The 15,181-nt window shown below is 39.7% G+C and carries 17 protein-coding genes; 12 read left to right on the plus strand and 5 right to left on the minus strand.

Annotated features, from left to right (window positions below; all coding sequences use genetic code 11):
• Positions 1 to 70 precede the first annotated feature (70 nt).
• The 4 genes from RYH73_RS03760 to rplS all read left to right on the plus strand — a co-directional run bounded on the left by RYH73_RS03760 (position 71) and on the right by rplS (position 2,398).
• On the plus strand, positions 71 to 616 hold the full coding sequence (locus tag RYH73_RS03760; RefSeq protein ID WP_335311928.1) for a 30S ribosomal protein S16: 546 nt from the start codon (positions 71 to 73) through the stop codon (positions 614 to 616).
• A 109-nt stretch (positions 617 to 725) separates the two neighbouring features.
• The gene (gene rimM, locus RYH73_RS03765) at positions 726 to 1,256 is read left to right on the plus strand and encodes a ribosome maturation factor RimM (RefSeq protein WP_335311929.1); all 531 of its coding nucleotides are present in this window, start codon (positions 726 to 728) and stop codon (positions 1,254 to 1,256) included.
• Between the two features lie 2 nt (positions 1,257 to 1,258).
• Positions 1,259 to 1,936 carry a tRNA (guanosine(37)-N1)-methyltransferase TrmD gene (trmD, locus tag RYH73_RS03770; protein ID WP_335311930.1) on the plus strand — a complete coding sequence of 226 codons (678 nt, stop codon included), beginning with the start codon at positions 1,259 to 1,261 and terminating at the stop codon, positions 1,934 to 1,936.
• Between the two features lie 114 nt (positions 1,937 to 2,050).
• Entirely contained in the window at positions 2,051 to 2,398 is a 348-nt protein-coding gene (rplS, locus tag RYH73_RS03775) for a 50S ribosomal protein L19 (protein ID WP_442946053.1), read from the plus strand.
• A gap of 63 nt (positions 2,399 to 2,461) precedes the next feature.
• Here rplS and RYH73_RS03780 read toward each other — a convergent pair whose 3' ends face one another.
• Genes RYH73_RS03780 through RYH73_RS03790 form a run of 3 tightly spaced genes read right to left on the minus strand, consistent with a single transcriptional unit; the run spans position 2,462 to position 4,636 of the window.
• Complete coding sequence (locus RYH73_RS03780) at positions 2,462 to 3,112, minus strand: HD domain-containing protein (protein ID WP_335311931.1); 651 nt, start codon at positions 3,110 to 3,112, stop codon at positions 2,462 to 2,464.
• The gene (locus tag RYH73_RS03785; RefSeq protein WP_335311932.1) at positions 3,109 to 3,468 is read right to left on the minus strand and encodes a hypothetical protein; all 360 of its coding nucleotides are present in this window, start codon (positions 3,466 to 3,468) and stop codon (positions 3,109 to 3,111) included. Before RYH73_RS03785 ends, RYH73_RS03780 begins: the two co-directional genes overlap by 4 nt.
• Positions 3,461 to 4,636, minus strand: a complete 1,176-nt coding sequence (locus tag RYH73_RS03790) for a THUMP domain-containing class I SAM-dependent RNA methyltransferase (protein WP_335311933.1) — start codon at positions 4,634 to 4,636, stop codon at positions 3,461 to 3,463. Before RYH73_RS03790 ends, RYH73_RS03785 begins: the two co-directional genes overlap by 8 nt.
• Positions 4,637 to 4,709: 73 nt before the next feature.
• On the opposite strand from RYH73_RS03790, the gene RYH73_RS03795 reads away from it, so the two are divergent.
• The 3 genes from RYH73_RS03795 (at position 4,710) to RYH73_RS03805 (ending at position 7,796) form a co-directional block, all read left to right on the plus strand.
• Positions 4,710 to 5,075 (plus strand): DUF3127 domain-containing protein, encoded by a 366-nt coding sequence (locus tag RYH73_RS03795; RefSeq protein WP_335311934.1) that lies wholly within the window; start codon positions 4,710 to 4,712, stop codon positions 5,073 to 5,075.
• Positions 5,076 to 5,286: 211 nt separating this feature from the next.
• Positions 5,287 to 7,089 carry an ATP-binding protein gene (locus RYH73_RS03800; protein WP_335311935.1) on the plus strand — a complete coding sequence of 601 codons (1,803 nt, stop codon included), beginning with the start codon at positions 5,287 to 5,289 and terminating at the stop codon, positions 7,087 to 7,089.
• Positions 7,090 to 7,100: 11 nt separating this feature from the next.
• Positions 7,101 to 7,796 carry a response regulator transcription factor gene (locus tag RYH73_RS03805; protein ID WP_335311936.1) on the plus strand — a complete coding sequence of 232 codons (696 nt, stop codon included), beginning with the start codon at positions 7,101 to 7,103 and terminating at the stop codon, positions 7,794 to 7,796.
• On the opposite strand, the gene RYH73_RS03810 is transcribed toward RYH73_RS03805, so the two are convergent.
• Together RYH73_RS03810 and amaB are read right to left on the minus strand one after the other, a co-directional pair.
• The gene (locus RYH73_RS03810) at positions 7,793 to 8,674 is read right to left on the minus strand and encodes a bestrophin family protein (RefSeq protein ID WP_335311937.1); all 882 of its coding nucleotides are present in this window, start codon (positions 8,672 to 8,674) and stop codon (positions 7,793 to 7,795) included. The genes RYH73_RS03805 and RYH73_RS03810 overlap by 4 nt on opposite strands.
• 125 nt (positions 8,675 to 8,799) lie before the next feature.
• Positions 8,800 to 10,308 carry an L-piperidine-6-carboxylate dehydrogenase gene (gene amaB, locus RYH73_RS03815; protein WP_335311938.1) on the minus strand — a complete coding sequence of 503 codons (1,509 nt, stop codon included), beginning with the start codon at positions 10,306 to 10,308 and terminating at the stop codon, positions 8,800 to 8,802.
• 412 nt (positions 10,309 to 10,720) lie between these two features.
• On the opposite strand from amaB, the gene RYH73_RS03820 reads away from it, so the two are divergent.
• From RYH73_RS03820 to RYH73_RS03840, 5 genes are all read left to right on the plus strand, one after another.
• Positions 10,721 to 12,124 (plus strand): tetratricopeptide repeat protein, encoded by a 1,404-nt coding sequence (locus RYH73_RS03820; RefSeq protein ID WP_335311939.1) that lies wholly within the window; start codon positions 10,721 to 10,723, stop codon positions 12,122 to 12,124.
• A gap of 64 nt (positions 12,125 to 12,188) precedes the next feature.
• The gene (locus tag RYH73_RS03825) at positions 12,189 to 12,950 is read left to right on the plus strand and encodes a phosphosulfolactate synthase (protein WP_335311940.1); all 762 of its coding nucleotides are present in this window, start codon (positions 12,189 to 12,191) and stop codon (positions 12,948 to 12,950) included.
• Positions 12,951 to 13,040: 90 nt separating this feature from the next.
• Positions 13,041 to 13,820 (plus strand): shikimate dehydrogenase family protein, encoded by a 780-nt coding sequence (locus RYH73_RS03830; protein WP_335311941.1) that lies wholly within the window; start codon positions 13,041 to 13,043, stop codon positions 13,818 to 13,820.
• A 20-nt stretch (positions 13,821 to 13,840) separates the two neighbouring features.
• A complete protein-coding gene (gldD, locus tag RYH73_RS03835; RefSeq protein WP_335311942.1) occupies positions 13,841 to 14,425 on the plus strand; it encodes a gliding motility lipoprotein GldD in 585 nt (194 codons plus the stop codon).
• Positions 14,426 to 14,527: 102 nt separating this feature from the next.
• A complete protein-coding gene (locus RYH73_RS03840) occupies positions 14,528 to 15,169 on the plus strand; it encodes an MBL fold metallo-hydrolase (protein WP_335311943.1) in 642 nt (213 codons plus the stop codon).
• Positions 15,170 to 15,181: the final 12 nt, after the last annotated feature.

Consider the following 15,181-nt stretch of genomic DNA (forward strand, 5'->3'; position numbering starts at 1 on the left):
AATTTTTTTATCTTTGCAGCCCCGCAGTATATAGCTCCGGGAAATATGTTGAATACATAAATTATCTCAGATGGCAACTAAAATAAGATTGCAAAGATTCGGTAAAAAGGGAAAACCTTTTTATCATGTAGTGGTGGCTGATTCACGTGCACCGCGCGATGGTAAATTTATTGAGCGTTTAGGTTCGTACAATCCAAATACGAATCCTGCAACAATAGAATTAAATTTCGATAAAGCCTTAGATTGGTTAACAAAAGGAGCGCAACCAACAGATACCGCACGGGCTATTTTGTCATACAAAGGGGTGCTTTACAAAAAGCATTTGCTGGGCGGTGTGAAAAAAGGTGCCTTTGATGAGGCTACTGCTGAAAATCGCTTTCAGGATTGGTTGAAAGGAAAAGAGGAGAAAATAGAAGGGAAGAAGGATTCACTTTCTAAATCGAAAGAGGAATTAAAGAAAGCAGCATTGGCAGCGGAAGCTAAGAAGAAAGAAGATAGAGCGGCCGCTTTAGCAGCAAAAAATGCACCGGTGGAAGAAGAACCTGTTTCTGAAGAAGCTCCGGAAGAAACGCCAGAGAATGCTACAGATGGCGAAGAAACAACAAGCGCTGAATAATACAATAGCGTATTAATATTAGATGCCATTCTTAAGATATTTTCTTTAAGAATGGCATTTTTTTTCAAGACTATTTCCGGCTATACATGGCGCTTACTAAAGGCAACGAATGATGCATGTTGATGAATGTTTTTACATTGGTTATATCAGTAAAACACGGGGTTTAAAAGGGGAAGTTCAACTATATTTTGAATTTGGAGACTATGAATCGTTGGACTTTGATGCCGTATTTTTAGAAATCGAGAAGAAACTGGTTCCCTTTTTTGTTGACTCTTTTAAAATACAGGCCAACAAAACCGGGTATTTTTTCTTTGAAGATGTGACAAATATAGATACAGCAAAGAGCCTTTTACGCAGATCGGTGTATATGCCGAAGACGAAAATGCCTGAAAGGGATGAGGATGAATTTTACACTTCCGATCTTGTCGGTTATTTTGTGCATGACACACATCACGGTGAACTAGGTGAGATTATAGCTGTAAATGAATATCCGCAGCAAGATATCGCGGTCGTTCAATACCGGTTTAAAGAATTGATGTTTCCAATAAATGATGATTTTATTGTGAAAATAGATGAAGACCAACATATTTTACATGTTGATCTGCCAGCGGGTTTAGTTGATGTTTACGATGAAGGATAATTATGCGTTTTGATATCGTGACCGTGCTTCCGGGGCTTTTGGAAAGCCCTTTTGCTCATTCCATCCTGCAACGGGCCCAGAAAAAAGGATTGGTAGAGATTTATGTTCATAATTTGCGCGATTATGCTGCCAATAAACATAAAAGTGTGGACGATTATCCTTATGGTGGGGGCAGCGGGATGGTTATGCAAATAGAGCCTTTTGCAGCTTGCATTGAAAAGTTGCGAGATGCCAGGGATTATGACGAGGTAGTATTCATGAGTCCTGACGGGGAACGACTCAATCAAACAATCACCAATGGCCTTGCTTTGAGAAAGAATATGATAATTCTTTGCGGGCATTATAAAGGAATTGATCAACGTATAAGGGATATCTATGTTACCCGAGAAATTTCGATCGGCGATTATGTTCTGTCGGGAGGTGAGTTGCCTGCAGCGATCTTGGTCGACGCCATCGTTCGTCTTATACCCGGGGTTTTATCAGACGAAACTTCTGCCCTGTCTGATTCTTTTCAGGGTGACCTGTTAGATGCCCCGGTTTATACAAGGCCTGCGGATTGGCGTGGACACCGGGTTCCGGATATTCTGTTGAGTGGTAACCAGTCGTTAATTGACAACTGGCGATATGAACAGTCTTTAGCGAGAACACGAGAAAGAAGGCCCGATCTTTTAGATGAATAGTTGGTAAGGGGGGCGAAAATAAAAAATAAAATAGGTTTTTAATTTTAAAATAAAATAGCTAATATTGCAGTCCGATTTTTACGGGTTAAAAATCGTTGTTAATTACTTAAAATCATGGATTTAGTAAAATTTGTAGAAGAGCAGGCGGTAGCAAAAAATGAAGTTCCTGCATTTAAAGCTGGTGATACCGTTAGCGTTCACTATAAAATTCGCGAAGGTAACAAAGAACGTATACAGGTATATAAAGGAGTAGTTATTCAACGAAACGGAGCAGGGTCAACCGAAACTTTTACTGTTCGTAAAATGTCAAACGGTATAGGTGTTGAGCGTATTTTTCCTGTGAACTCACCAAATATTGATAAGGTTGTCGTTGATACCTACGGAAAAGTACGTAGAGCTAAATTATTTTACTTACGTAGCTTAACAGGTAAGGCTGCTCGTATTAAATCAAAAAGAGTATAAACAGAAACAGCGCAAGTTGATCTGTCTGCTATATAAAAAGCCTCTTGACAACAAGAGGCTTTTTTATTTCTTTCCCTCCCATTCATTGAAAAATTGAAGAAGAAAATCCTCCATATACTGATGACGTGTTTCGGCCAATCGTTTTCCTGTTTCAGTATTCATCTTGCCCTTTAATAGCAATAGTTTTTCGTAAAAATGATTAATTGTTGGAGCGGTGGTGTTTTTGTACTCTTCTTTGCTTTGATTTTCTTTCGGCTTTATCGCTGGATCGTAAATACTTCTATTCTTATATCCGCCATAATTAAAGGCCCTTGCTATGCCGATTGCACCGATAGCGTCCAGGCGATCTGCATCTTGAACAATTGCTAATTCTTTTGACCAGAAATCAATTTTTCCTAAGCCTGCCTTGAATGACATGTTCTTGATAATGTTGCAAACATGGGTTATCATTTCGTTTTCGACTTGAAGCGTATGCAAGAATGAACGGGCAATCTGAGGCCCCAACTCTTCATCGCCACCATGGAATTTGCTGTCAGCAATATCATGTAGTAAAGCGGCTAGTTCCACAATGGTCGTATCAGCTGTTTCCTTTTCTAAAATGAGTCTTGCATTTTTCCAGACACGTTCCACATGAAACCAATCATGTCCGGCTTCCGCTTCCTTTAATTTTAATTGAACAAAATCTTTCGTTTTTTGTATAAGGGTGTTCGTCATAAGCTTTCTTGGAAATTTACAGGTTCATTCGCTTCAAAAGCTACGTAGGCTCGCAACCAAGGATCCGTACCAATAAGCTTCCATTTATGTCCCTTGCCCATTGTGTCAGTAGCGATTAAAACCTCTCCTGCTTGTAGTATAAATTTTTTACCCAACGAAGTGGTAAACTCCAAGGTTCCTTTCATGGTAATTACGTATTGTATACGCGGAGCGGTATGCCAGTCGTAGGAAGCTTTGGCAATCGTTTCCTTGAAATGCAAATGCTGAACATTGGTTACAAAGTTATCGGTAACGAAGCCCTGTTTAAAATAAGAATGGCCATCAGGACCTGCATAAAGTTTAAATGCTTTAATCATGTTCAGGTATACTCCTTCTACTCCCATCATATAATTCATATGATAAGAGTCGACAATCTAGTTTGCCGTTATAAAATTCAACACGTTTGTAGGTCTGGAGTCCGATTTTCTTTGCTAAATCAGGATTTCCTGTAAAGACAAACCCTTTGTAACCTTTGCATGATTGTTTCATAAAATCGCCCATGCGTTTATACGTTTGTTCGAGTTTTGTGTGAACCCCCAAGCGCTCGCCGTATTCCGGATTAAAAACAATAACACCTGAAGGAGGGGGGACCATTGTTTGCTCAAAATCGCACGTTTCGAATGTTATTAATTGATCCACACCAGCCGTTTTCGCGTTGGCTTTGGCTATTTCCACGGCTTCTTGTGAGATGTCGGACGCAATGATCTTTAAATCTACAGGTTTAACAATTTGCTCCTTTAGTTTCCTTCTCGCAGCAAAAAAAACCTGTTCATCATAACCCAAAAAATGCATAAATGCATAATTCATGCGAAAAAGGCCCGGCTTCCGATTAGTTGCGTGCAGCGCTGCTTCAATGGCCAAGGTACCGGATCCGCACATTGGATTGATAAACGGTGATTTTTCATCCCATTCAGTAGCGAATAAGACACCGCTGGCCAATGCTTCCAGCATGGGGGCTTTTCCGGGATGTTTGCGATAACCGTGTTTAGCTAAAGTTTCACCGGAAGTGTCTAGGTATAAATCCGCTTTGTTTTCCTGCCAAAAGAGATGTACGACCGCTTTGTTGAGTTCCGATCCCGAATTCGGACGAACGCCTTTCTTTTCTTTAATGCGGTCCACGACCGCGTCTTTTACCTTCAAATTGGCAAATAAAGGGGTCGTAATGGTCTCGTTATTAACGGTAGAGGTTACGGAAAAATACCCATTGAAGTCGATCAACTCTTCCCAAGCGATTTTTTTTATCTCGCTATATAGCTGATTTGCGTCGTTGGCTATAAAAGATCCAATAGCATAGAGAACTTGACTGGCGCAATACAGATTAAGATTGAGCGTAATGCAGTCATTTATACTCGCGTTAATTTCTACACCGGTACTGAAAGCTCTTTTTATAGAAAAGCCAAGTGCTTTAACTTCTTGCTGCAAATAAGGAGATAATCTTTTATTGCAGGTAATAATAACTTTTTGAGGAGTGTTGAAAACTTGCATAGCTTATTGTGCGAAGTTACTGATTATTGTCGCCAAAAATCCTTAATTTTACAATTTATATCTTTTTAATGTTATGGAAATAAAAGGCAAGGTACATGAAGTTGGTGCGATTCAGCAAGTTACGGACTCATTTAAAAAACGAGATCTGATCGTTCAGTATGCTGAGAATCCGCAGTTTGTAGAGTATATTAGATTTGAAGCAACGCAGGATCGGGTTAATCTTTTTGATAATCTGGTTCCGGGTGAAGATATAGAGGTTTCTTTTAACTTAAGAGGACGGCCTTGGACGAATAAAGAGGGCGTTACAACCTACTTTAATTCCCTGGTTGCCTGGCGGGTCAATAAAGTTGCGCCTGAAGGAGCTAGCGCGACACCTCAATATGTACCACCGGTAGATATTTCCTCAGCACCTGGAGATGACGATGACCTACCTTTTTAAAGGTTAATTATTAGATAAAAAAGCAAGCTACGACTATAGCTTGCTTTTTTTTTAGAGGAAAGCTGTTGGGTATCTGTAGCACGTTCTTCCGGTTTCTCTTTAGGTAGTAGTTTTATACATCATACCTATTTTGATCATTAACAAGTTTCCCCGTGTGTTAAAATTTGTTAAAAGAAGCCTGAAAAGCAAGTGCTTGCGTATTTTTGTGTATATGAGGCGTAAAAATATAGGGCTGATTATCGGGTTAATGCTATTTGCTCTTTTGGGTGTGATAGCGATGCAGTATTATTTTATTCATCAATCCTATAATCTGAAAGCGCAGTTATTTGATGAGGCGGTTAATGCGACCTTAAATACAGTTGTACTGAAGGCCGAAAAGAAGGAGGCTATCGATTTTATTGAAGCGCAGGAAGCTAAGAATATTCGTAACAAGCAGCTTCGGGAAAAGCAGCAACGGGAATTAGAGGAGGAATGGCAGGCAAAAGCTGTTGTTGAACGTATGCGTAAGCGACAACGTCAAATGGAGGCCGAATATCGTGAGCTGGAGTCGGAATTAAAAAGACAATTCCCGAGTGCGACCCTTATTCCAAACTGGTTCTATGAAACCTATATGCGCGATCCGAAGCTAAAAAAATTGGTGAAAGTATCACTTAAACAAAGTGCGTCCGGGATTTATCAGAATAACAGCATGGAGATTTATGCTGAACGATCTGTTACCAACCCAAAAAAGGCAAAGGATGATAGCGTGCGGTATGTTATTCTGGATGATTACATGAATGAGTTTGCCGTAGTTGTTCTACCTCCTTCTCGAGATCGACAATTAGATGAACAAATTAAGCGGTATGAAGAGCAAGAAAAACTTAAACAGGCAACGCAGTTTTTCGACTCCTATATGTCAAATGCGCAACAGCCGGCAAGCTCCGTTATAGAAAATCTGGCCAATGATTTCGAGCTGGCAAAACAACCGTTAAAAAAACGAATAAATCCCTCTTATATTGAGAGAGAATTAAAAGAAGAGCTATTACAGCGGAAAATAAATCTTCCCTTTAACATGGTAATAACCGAGGGCAGTGATGATTCTGTTTTGTTTCAAATGGCATCCTTTAATGGGAATTTTGACCTTAAGAACTCTTACGCGACACTCCTATTCCCCAATAGTATGATTAAATCTTCGGGGAAGCTGGCCATTAACTTTCCGAGCAGAACCTCTTTGCTGTTAGGTAGCATGGGTGTGATGCTTGGATCTTCTGCGGCTTTACTACTGGTGTTAATAGGTTGCTTCACTTATACGATCTTTATTATCTTACGGCAGAAGAAAATTTCGGAGATGAAAACGGATTTCATAAACAACATGACGCATGAGTTTAAAACACCTGTAGCCACGATTATGATTGCGAGCGAGTCCTTGAAAGACCCGGAAATTGTTACCGATGTGAAACGTGTTGATAAGCTTGCCAACATTATTTATGATGAGAATGTTCGATTGGGAAATCATATTGAAAGGGTACTGAATATCGCAAAGATTGATAAAGGCGATTTAAAGCTTGACAGGCAGGAATTGAATCTAAATGATCTGGTAGCCGCAGTTGTAGATAGCATGGATTTACAGTTAAAAAAGCGAGAGGCACTTGTTAATATGCAACTTGATGCCGTTAATCCCCTGCTTCATGGAGACGAATTCCATCTGTCTAATGTAATCTTCAACCTCATTGATAATGCAATAAAGTATAGTAAGGGGATCCCGGAAATTACTATTAAAACGAAGAACATTGGTCATCATATTCATGTTATTGTGTCCGATAAAGGGATCGGTATGAGCAGGGATCAATTATCTAAGATTTTTGATCAATTCTATCGTGTCTCTACGGGAAATTTACATGATGTTAAGGGGTTCGGCCTCGGACTGAGTTATGTAAATGATATTATTAAGCGGATGAAAGGGACAGTAAAAGTTAAGAGTGAGAAAAATAAAGGAACAGAATTCGAACTGATTTTACCTATTATCAAGAATTAATTGTATACGGTATGCGAAAAATTTTATTAGCAGAGGACGACCCAAATTTGGGAGAAATACTCAAAGATTATTTAGAATTAAAGGGGAAATTTGACGTCAGATTATGTCAAGACGGAGAAGAAGCCCTGCGGGCCTTTGGCAAAGAAGACTTCGATCTGTGTATTTTAGATGTAATGATGCCTAAAAAGGATGGTTTTTCGTTGGGAAAGGAAATCAGAAAATTGAATGAAAATGTACCTATTATTTTTGCTACCGCAAAAGGCATGATGGAGGATAAAACCGAGGCATTCAATTTAGGCGGTGATGATTATATAACAAAACCATTTCGAGTTGAAGAATTATTGCTGCGAATTCATGCGTTACTAAAAAGAAGCTCTTTTCAGGAAAGAGGTGTTGAAGAAGAACTACCGGTGAGGTTTGATTTGGGGGAATATAATTTCGACTATACCGCTCAATTAATCAGTCGACATGGACAACAACAAAAGCTATCTACCAAAGAAGCAGAGCTTTTGCGGATGCTCTGTTTAAAGAAAAATGATGTGCTTACGCGGGAAGAAGCGTTGATCAAAATTTGGCATGACGACAATTATTTTAATGGGCGTAGTATGGATGTTTTTTTAAGCAAGCTTCGGAAATACCTTAAAGAAGATTCGAAAGTGGAAATCGTGAATGTACACGGGAAAGGATATAAATTATTGGTCGGTTAATGAATAAGCTCTCCCACGTGTTTTCTAATATTATTTGCCATTTTTTCCAGGGGTAAATCGTTGATATCTGTTCCAAAAGGGTCTTCAATTTCTTCGGCGATCAATTCGAGTGAAGTTAATACGTAGAAGGCAAACACAACCGCAGGGATAACAAAATATCCAAGGGAAAACACAAAGCCATAAGGTAACGTCAGTACATAAATTGAAATAAACTTTTTGATAAAAGAGGTGTAAGTGAAAGGGATTGGCGTATTTTTTATCCGTTCACAAGCCCCACAGATATCAGTAAAAGACAAGAGCTCATTGTTTAATATAATTAATTGGTCTCCACTTATCACCCCTTCTTTGTACAACATATCCGTTCTTTTAAAAATCATCGCAGCTACCTGATTGGGGCCATGCTTACTCTCGTCTAGATGATTGAACTCAGGATGATCTTTTTCGTCTAACATGAAGCGTGTTTTATTAGATTGCAAATGTTCTCTAAGCGTATCCGCAAATAAGGGAATGCTCTTTTTATAGAAGCTACGGTTTACCCTGTCTCCTTCGGGCAATAGACTTTCGATTCGCAAGGCAAGATTTCTGCTGTTATTCGTTAGCTGCCCCCATAGTTTTCGTCCTTCCCACCACCGATCATAGGCAGTATTGGTTCTGAATACCAGCAAAATGGATAGAACAAATCCAAGAAGGCTGTGCATAGAGGGAATGTTACGCAGCCAGCTCTTTTCTGATAATTTAAGGTATTCTATTTCTACATAGGCGATTGCCCATGCATATAATGTCATTAAAATTATATAGGGATATAATTTTTTTATCGTTTCCGAACGATGAAATGATAAAACGGCATGAAGCCAATCCTTTGGGTTGTAAACGATCATTGTTAACGAGGATATATAGGCGTAAATCTAAAAAAAGAAGATTAAAATATCCGTACGAATGGGCCGAAAGAAATTGATGCTTCCTGACCATTCATTACACGATGTTTTCAATTAAAAAGGAGTCCCTATAGCTTAAATTTAATTCCCTGTGCCAGCGGGAGTTTGTCGGAGTAGTTTATCGTGTTCGTTTGCCGCCTCATATAAGCTTTCCATGCATCAGAGCCTGATTCCCTTCCTCCGCCTGTTTCTTTTTCACCGCCAAAGGCGCCGCCGATTTCTGCTCCTGATGTGCCGATATTCACGTTGGCAATGCCGCAATCAGAACCGTTAACAGACAGAAAGCGCTCGGCCTCGCGCAAATTAAGTGTCATGATAGCCGAAGAGAGGCCTTGGGGAACATTGTTTTGCATGTCAATAGCATCCTCCAATTCCTTGTATTTCATAATATATAAAATTGGTGCAAAGGTTTCTTGTTGAACAATTTTGTAAGCGGGTTCAACCTCCGCAATACACGGCTTGACATAGCACTTGGAGGGATAAATAGCTCCCTTCAGTACGCCTCCTTCTACAATAAATCTGCCTCCCTCCTCTTCACATTTCTTGATAGCTTCTAGGTAAGACTTAACGGCCTCTTCATCAATCAGTGGACCAACATGATTCACTTCATCTAACGGATTTCCTATTCTTAACTGTTTGTAAGCATCAATTAAACGAGCCTTAAATGTGTCATAGATGGACTCATGAATGATGAGTCTGCGTGTTGAGGTACAGCGTTGTCCGGCGGTTCCAACGGCACCGAAAACACAGGCTAATAACGCAGTTTCTAGGTCTGCATGCGCTGAAACAATGATGGCATTGTTACCGCCCAGCTCGAGAATCGTTCTACCCAGTCGTGCTGCCACTGCTTGGGCAACCGATTTTCCCATACGTGTGGAGCCGGTCGCTGAAACGAGCTGAACGCGGGGATCCGATGCCAAGCTTTTACCCAATTCCGCATCACCTTGAATTAGGCAAGAAACCGCTTGTGGTAGGTTATTGTTAGAAAAAATAGTTGAAACGATATTTTGACAGGCCAGTGCGGTTATGGGTGTTTTTTCTGAAGGTTTCCAAACACAAACATTCCCGCAGACCCAGGCAATCGCTGCGTTCCAGCTCCAGACCGCTACAGGAAAATTAAAGGCCGATATGATTCCAACGATACCTAATGGATGCCACTGTTCAAACATACGGTGAGCCGGGCGTTCAGAATGTGTTGTCAGCCCATATAGCTGCCTGCTCAAACCTACGGCGAAATCGCAAATATCAATCATCTCCTGTACTTCCCCTAGGCCTTCTTGTAAGCTTTTACCCATTTCATAGGATACAAGCTGGCCTAGATCTTCCTTATGAAATCGCAAGGATTCGCCTATCTGACGCACGATTTCTCCTCTCTTCGGTGCGGGAACCTGTTTCCATTGCGAAAAAGCATCGCCCGCTTTTTCAACTAATGTGTCATAGTCCTCTTTGGTGGTTCTCGGGGCTGAAGCGATGGCTTGACCGTCTACCGGCGAGAAACTTGTTATAGCGGACGACCTGTCGCTAACATTTTGAATACAAAGTCTTTCTAGAACTGAGGGAATATGAATCGGTTTCATAAGCATGTGTTTTTCAATTGAATATGTGCTGTACAAACCTAAACTAAATTCCGGAAAAATGCGTATATTTGTATATACAAAGGTTAGTAGGGATCGTTTGAAACCTCAACAGAGATTGCCGCTGGTGAATGTTATTAACAAATCGCTTCAAAAAACAAGATTGTAAAGTCTTATAAGACAAGGTGTTGCCTTTTGTTTTGTTTGATTGTGGAAAACTAAATTCTTGGAATAGGAGTTTTAACGGTAATTTGAAGGCAATATTTCATCAGCAAGTGTATTAGCTAAGCTGTTCGTTTTTTGTACTTATTGGCATTATGGTTGAACGTTAATAAAGGTTCCTTTGGAATCGGGTTCTGTTTATACGGTACGTTGAGGGGCAATAGATAAAGAACTACTAATTATTTTAATTGCGATGGAAGACGATTTTGATTTTGAATTCTCTGAAGACCCAAAGTTTTCAGTAGAACGTTACGAAGAAATGATCCGTAATGAGGATCAATACTTTTTTGACGCCCAAGCATTTGAGGGGATCATTGACTATTATATGGAGAAGAATGATCCTGTAAAAGCTCTTCAAGTAGTGGATTATGCGGTTAACCAACATCCATTTGCCGCAGTTTTTTACATCAAGCAAGCACAGCTATATTCTATAACTAATCAACTGGATTTAGCATTGAAGGCGCTAGATAAGGCGGAGCTACTAGAGGCTTCTGAACCGGATATATACCTCATTCGTGGGGGGATTCTTGGTACAATAGACCGCTACGAAGAAGCTATTGCAAACTTAGAGAAGGCGCTATCTTTAACAGAAAATCCCGATGAGATTTTTTTGCAGATGGCGATGCTTTTTCAAAATAAAGGAGATTATGAGCAAGCGATCAAATACCTGAAAAAGAGCCTTGAACATAATATGGAAAATCAGGAAGCATTGTATGAGCTGGCTTTCTGCTATGATGTTTTGGATCGACAGGAAGAGAGTATCGGATTTTATCTTCAATATATCGATAATGAGCCATATTCCTATGCTGCCTGGTATAACCTCGGAAATGCCTATCATAAATTAAGTTTGTATGAAAAAGCGATTGATGCTTATGACTATGCGATCTTGATTAAGGAAAATTTTGCCTCCGCTTACTTTAACAAGGGAAATGCATTAGTTAATTTGGACCGATATGCCGAGGCAATTGATGTTTACAAACAAACATTTGAATATGAGCCACCTAGTGCTGAAACCTACTGCGCCATTGGTGAATGCTATGAGAAATTAGAGCAAATGGACGAGGCGAGGTCTTACTATAAGAAGGCCGTTAAAATCGATCCCAAGCTTGGCGATGGTTGGTTCGGGATTGGTGTTACACTTGACTACGAAGAACGCTACTTTGAGTCGTTACATTTTTACAAAAAAGCCTTGGACATTGATGATCAAAACCCGGAATATTGGTTCGCGATCGCTGATGCCCGTTATAAGTTAAAACAGATAGCAGAAGCAGAGGCGGCTTATGAAAAGGTTGTTGAATTAAATCCACTTGATATTGAGGCTTGGCTGGACTATTCCTCTATTTTGTACGAGCAAGAAAAACTTGCAACAGCTATTGAAGTGATATCGGAAGCAATTAAAAACAATCCGGACGCGCCTGAGTTACATTACCGCATGGTGGCTTATATGTTTGCTGCCGGAAAGTATACGGAAGCGTTGAACTTTTTAGAGCTGGCCCTTACAGCCGATCCTGAAAAGTATCATATACTCTTTGAATATCTTCCCCAATTACAAGATAATAAGGTGATTCTAGAAATTATTAATAAGTTTACTAGGTAACAATTACATTTTATCAACATGAAAGTACAGCAGTGTTGATTTTTTTTTTCACCTTTGCATTCCTATGAACTTTGAGTTAAATAATATCCCAACACGGACGCTCAAGCCTCGGAATAATGGGATAACGATGGTGATGGATAAAGGTATGAGTACCCGGCAGGCCCAAGATTTCATCGAAGTTGCTGCTCCACATACCGATATAGTAAAACTAGGATGGGCAACATCCATGGTTACTCCAAAGCTTGAAGAAAAGTTACAGATTTATCGTAATGCACAGATGCCCTTTTACTTTGGGGGTACGTTGTTTGAAGCCTTTTTGATAAGGAATCAATTTGATGCATATAGAAAAGTACTCGATAAGTACAAAATGGAGTATGCGGAAATATCCGATGGATCAATTGTCTTACCCCATGAGGAAAAGTGTAAATATATTGACATACTAAGTAAACAGGTCACCGTTATCTCTGAAGTAGGGTCCAAAGATGATAAAAAAATAATAGCCCCCTATCGTTGGATTGAGCTTATCAAGGCAGAATTAGCTGCAGGTTCTTGGAAGGTTATTGCTGAAGCAAGAGAAAGCGGTAATGTTGGGATTTATCGCGAAACAGGAGAAGTTCGGCAAGGGTTAGTTGACGAGATATTAACACAAGTTCCGCAGGAATCCATTATTTGGGAGGCACCGATAAAGGCGCAACAAGTTTGGTTCATTAAATTGATTGGTAGTAACGTCAATTTAGGCAATATAGCACCGCAGGAAGTCATTCCATTGGAAACCATACGCCTGGGGCTGCGCGGTGATACTTTTGACCATTTTATTTCTATGTAACTTTGCTCTGCAAAAACATAGTAAATATATGTTTGTTAAATTTTTAATGAAAGATCGGAGTAAAGAAATCTCCGAATATTATAAATAGTGATGAAGAAATTTGGATTGATTGGATATCCGCTTAAGCATTCATTTTCTAAGCAATATTTTAACGAAAAATTCGAAAAGGAAGGTCTCAAAGACTATCATTATGAATTATTACCTCTTCCAAATATTAGCGATCTACCTGACCTGCTAAAGCAGCAACCTGAGCTTTGTGGGTTAAATGTGACTATACCACATAAAATAGGCGTTATGTTTTACCTCGATAAGATATCGCCTGAAGCAAAGGAGATCGACGCGGTTAATTGTATCAGGATTGTGAAATCAAATCCCGTTGAATCTTTTTTTAGCGGAGAAATGTGCATGAAGAAAGTGCAGTTGGAAGGATATAATACCGATGTTTATGGTTTTGAAGAATCATTAAAACCATTATTAAAAAAGCAACACTCAAAAGCACTTGTGTTGGGAAATGGAGGCGCTGCTCGGGCGGTGTTCTACGTACTAAAAAAATTGGGAATCGATTATGACGTCGTTTCAAGGCGAGCCAACCCCAAACAGCTTTCGTACGAACAATTAAATAGAGAAATAATTGAAGCGCATCCGCTTATTATCAATACAACTCCACTAGGGACTTTTCCAAAGATCGATGAAAAACCTGAAATTCCGTATGAGTTTATCGATAAGCGACATCTTCTTTATGACTTGGTCTACAATCCAGAGGAAACAGCCTTTTTAAAAGAAGGGAAAAAAGGGGGGGCTACGATAAAGAATGGATTGGAAATGCTCCATTTACAAGCGGAAAAAAACTGGGAAATATGGAATTCCTAACCAATCACTAAATTAGCGACGTGATTTCGAGAGGAATAATAATTGTTGTATACGTTCTTCTTTTAGGGCTATTTTCTTCTTGCGGAAGAGACTATGCTCCCAAGCCTCGTGGTTTTTTTCGAATCAAGTTTCCTGCCAAAAAGTACCAAACATTCAAGGGAACGTGTCGTTTTCAATTTGATTACCCTACTTATGCATCGATCGAACCTGATACAAATGAGTCGGCTAAACCCTGTTGGTTTGACCTTGTTTTTTCACCTTACAATGCCCGTATACATTTAAGCTATTATCCAATTTCTAGTCAAAAGGTTTTTAATGAGCTGGTGGAGGATGCCAGAACTTTTGCTTTTAAGCATACGGTAAAGGCTACGGCGATTGATGAATCGATCATCTCTTTTCCTGAGGAGCGCGTGTATGGAATTCTTTATTCAATAGAGGGAAACAGCGCATCTTCTGTCCAGTTTTTTGTAACGGATAGTACCAGAAACTATTTAAGAGGAGCCTTGTATTTTCATGAAAGACCTCGGCTCGATTCTGTTAAGCCGGTATTGGATTTTCTTAAGGAGGATGTCCGGGTGATGATCAAATCCATGAAATGGCATTGATTGATAAAAACACACTCAGATTACGCAGGAGGATGATCACTTGTTCCAATTTGTTTTGCTCTTATTGGGGAATGCCAAGCATTTTGTCTAAGTTTGTTCATTATGATACATGTAAAAAGGTTTGAAAATAATCCCTTTGCTGAAAATACCTATATTTTATATGATGAGACGCTTAATTGCGCCATAATAGATCCGGGAATGTATACTGAAGCAGAGGAAAAGCGTGTGCTTCATTTTATCAGTTCGAATAATTTGAACCCCACCCTTTTATTGAACACCCATTGTCATGTAGATCATGTGCTAGGAAACAGGGTGATTTATGAAGCGTTTGGATTGCTTCCTCAATTTCATGAATTGGAAGCTTCTGTACTATCAGACGTTCAAGTGAGGGCACCAATGTTTGGACTACGATACGAACAATCGCCCATCCCTGAACACTTTCTACCAACAGCTGGAGAGGTAAGCTTTGGTAATACAGTATTAGCACTTATTTTTGCACCAGGGCATTCTCCCGGGCATTTATGTTTTTATCATCAGCAGGAAAAGGTGCTTATAGGAGGAGATGTTTTATTTAAGGGGAGTATTGGCAGAACCGATCTTCCCGGAGGAAATCATCAGTTGCTATTAAGGAACATTAAAGAAAAGCTTTATAACTTGCCAAATGATACCGTTGTTTATCCGGGACACGGACCGGAGACATCTATAGGGGAGGAAAAGGTCAACAACCCTTTTGTTAGGGCATAAGTAGCTTTTATA

The sequence above is a fragment of the Olivibacter sp. CPCC 100613 genome (assembly GCF_036959255.1).
GTDB lineage: Bacteria > Bacteroidota > Bacteroidia > Sphingobacteriales > Sphingobacteriaceae > Olivibacter.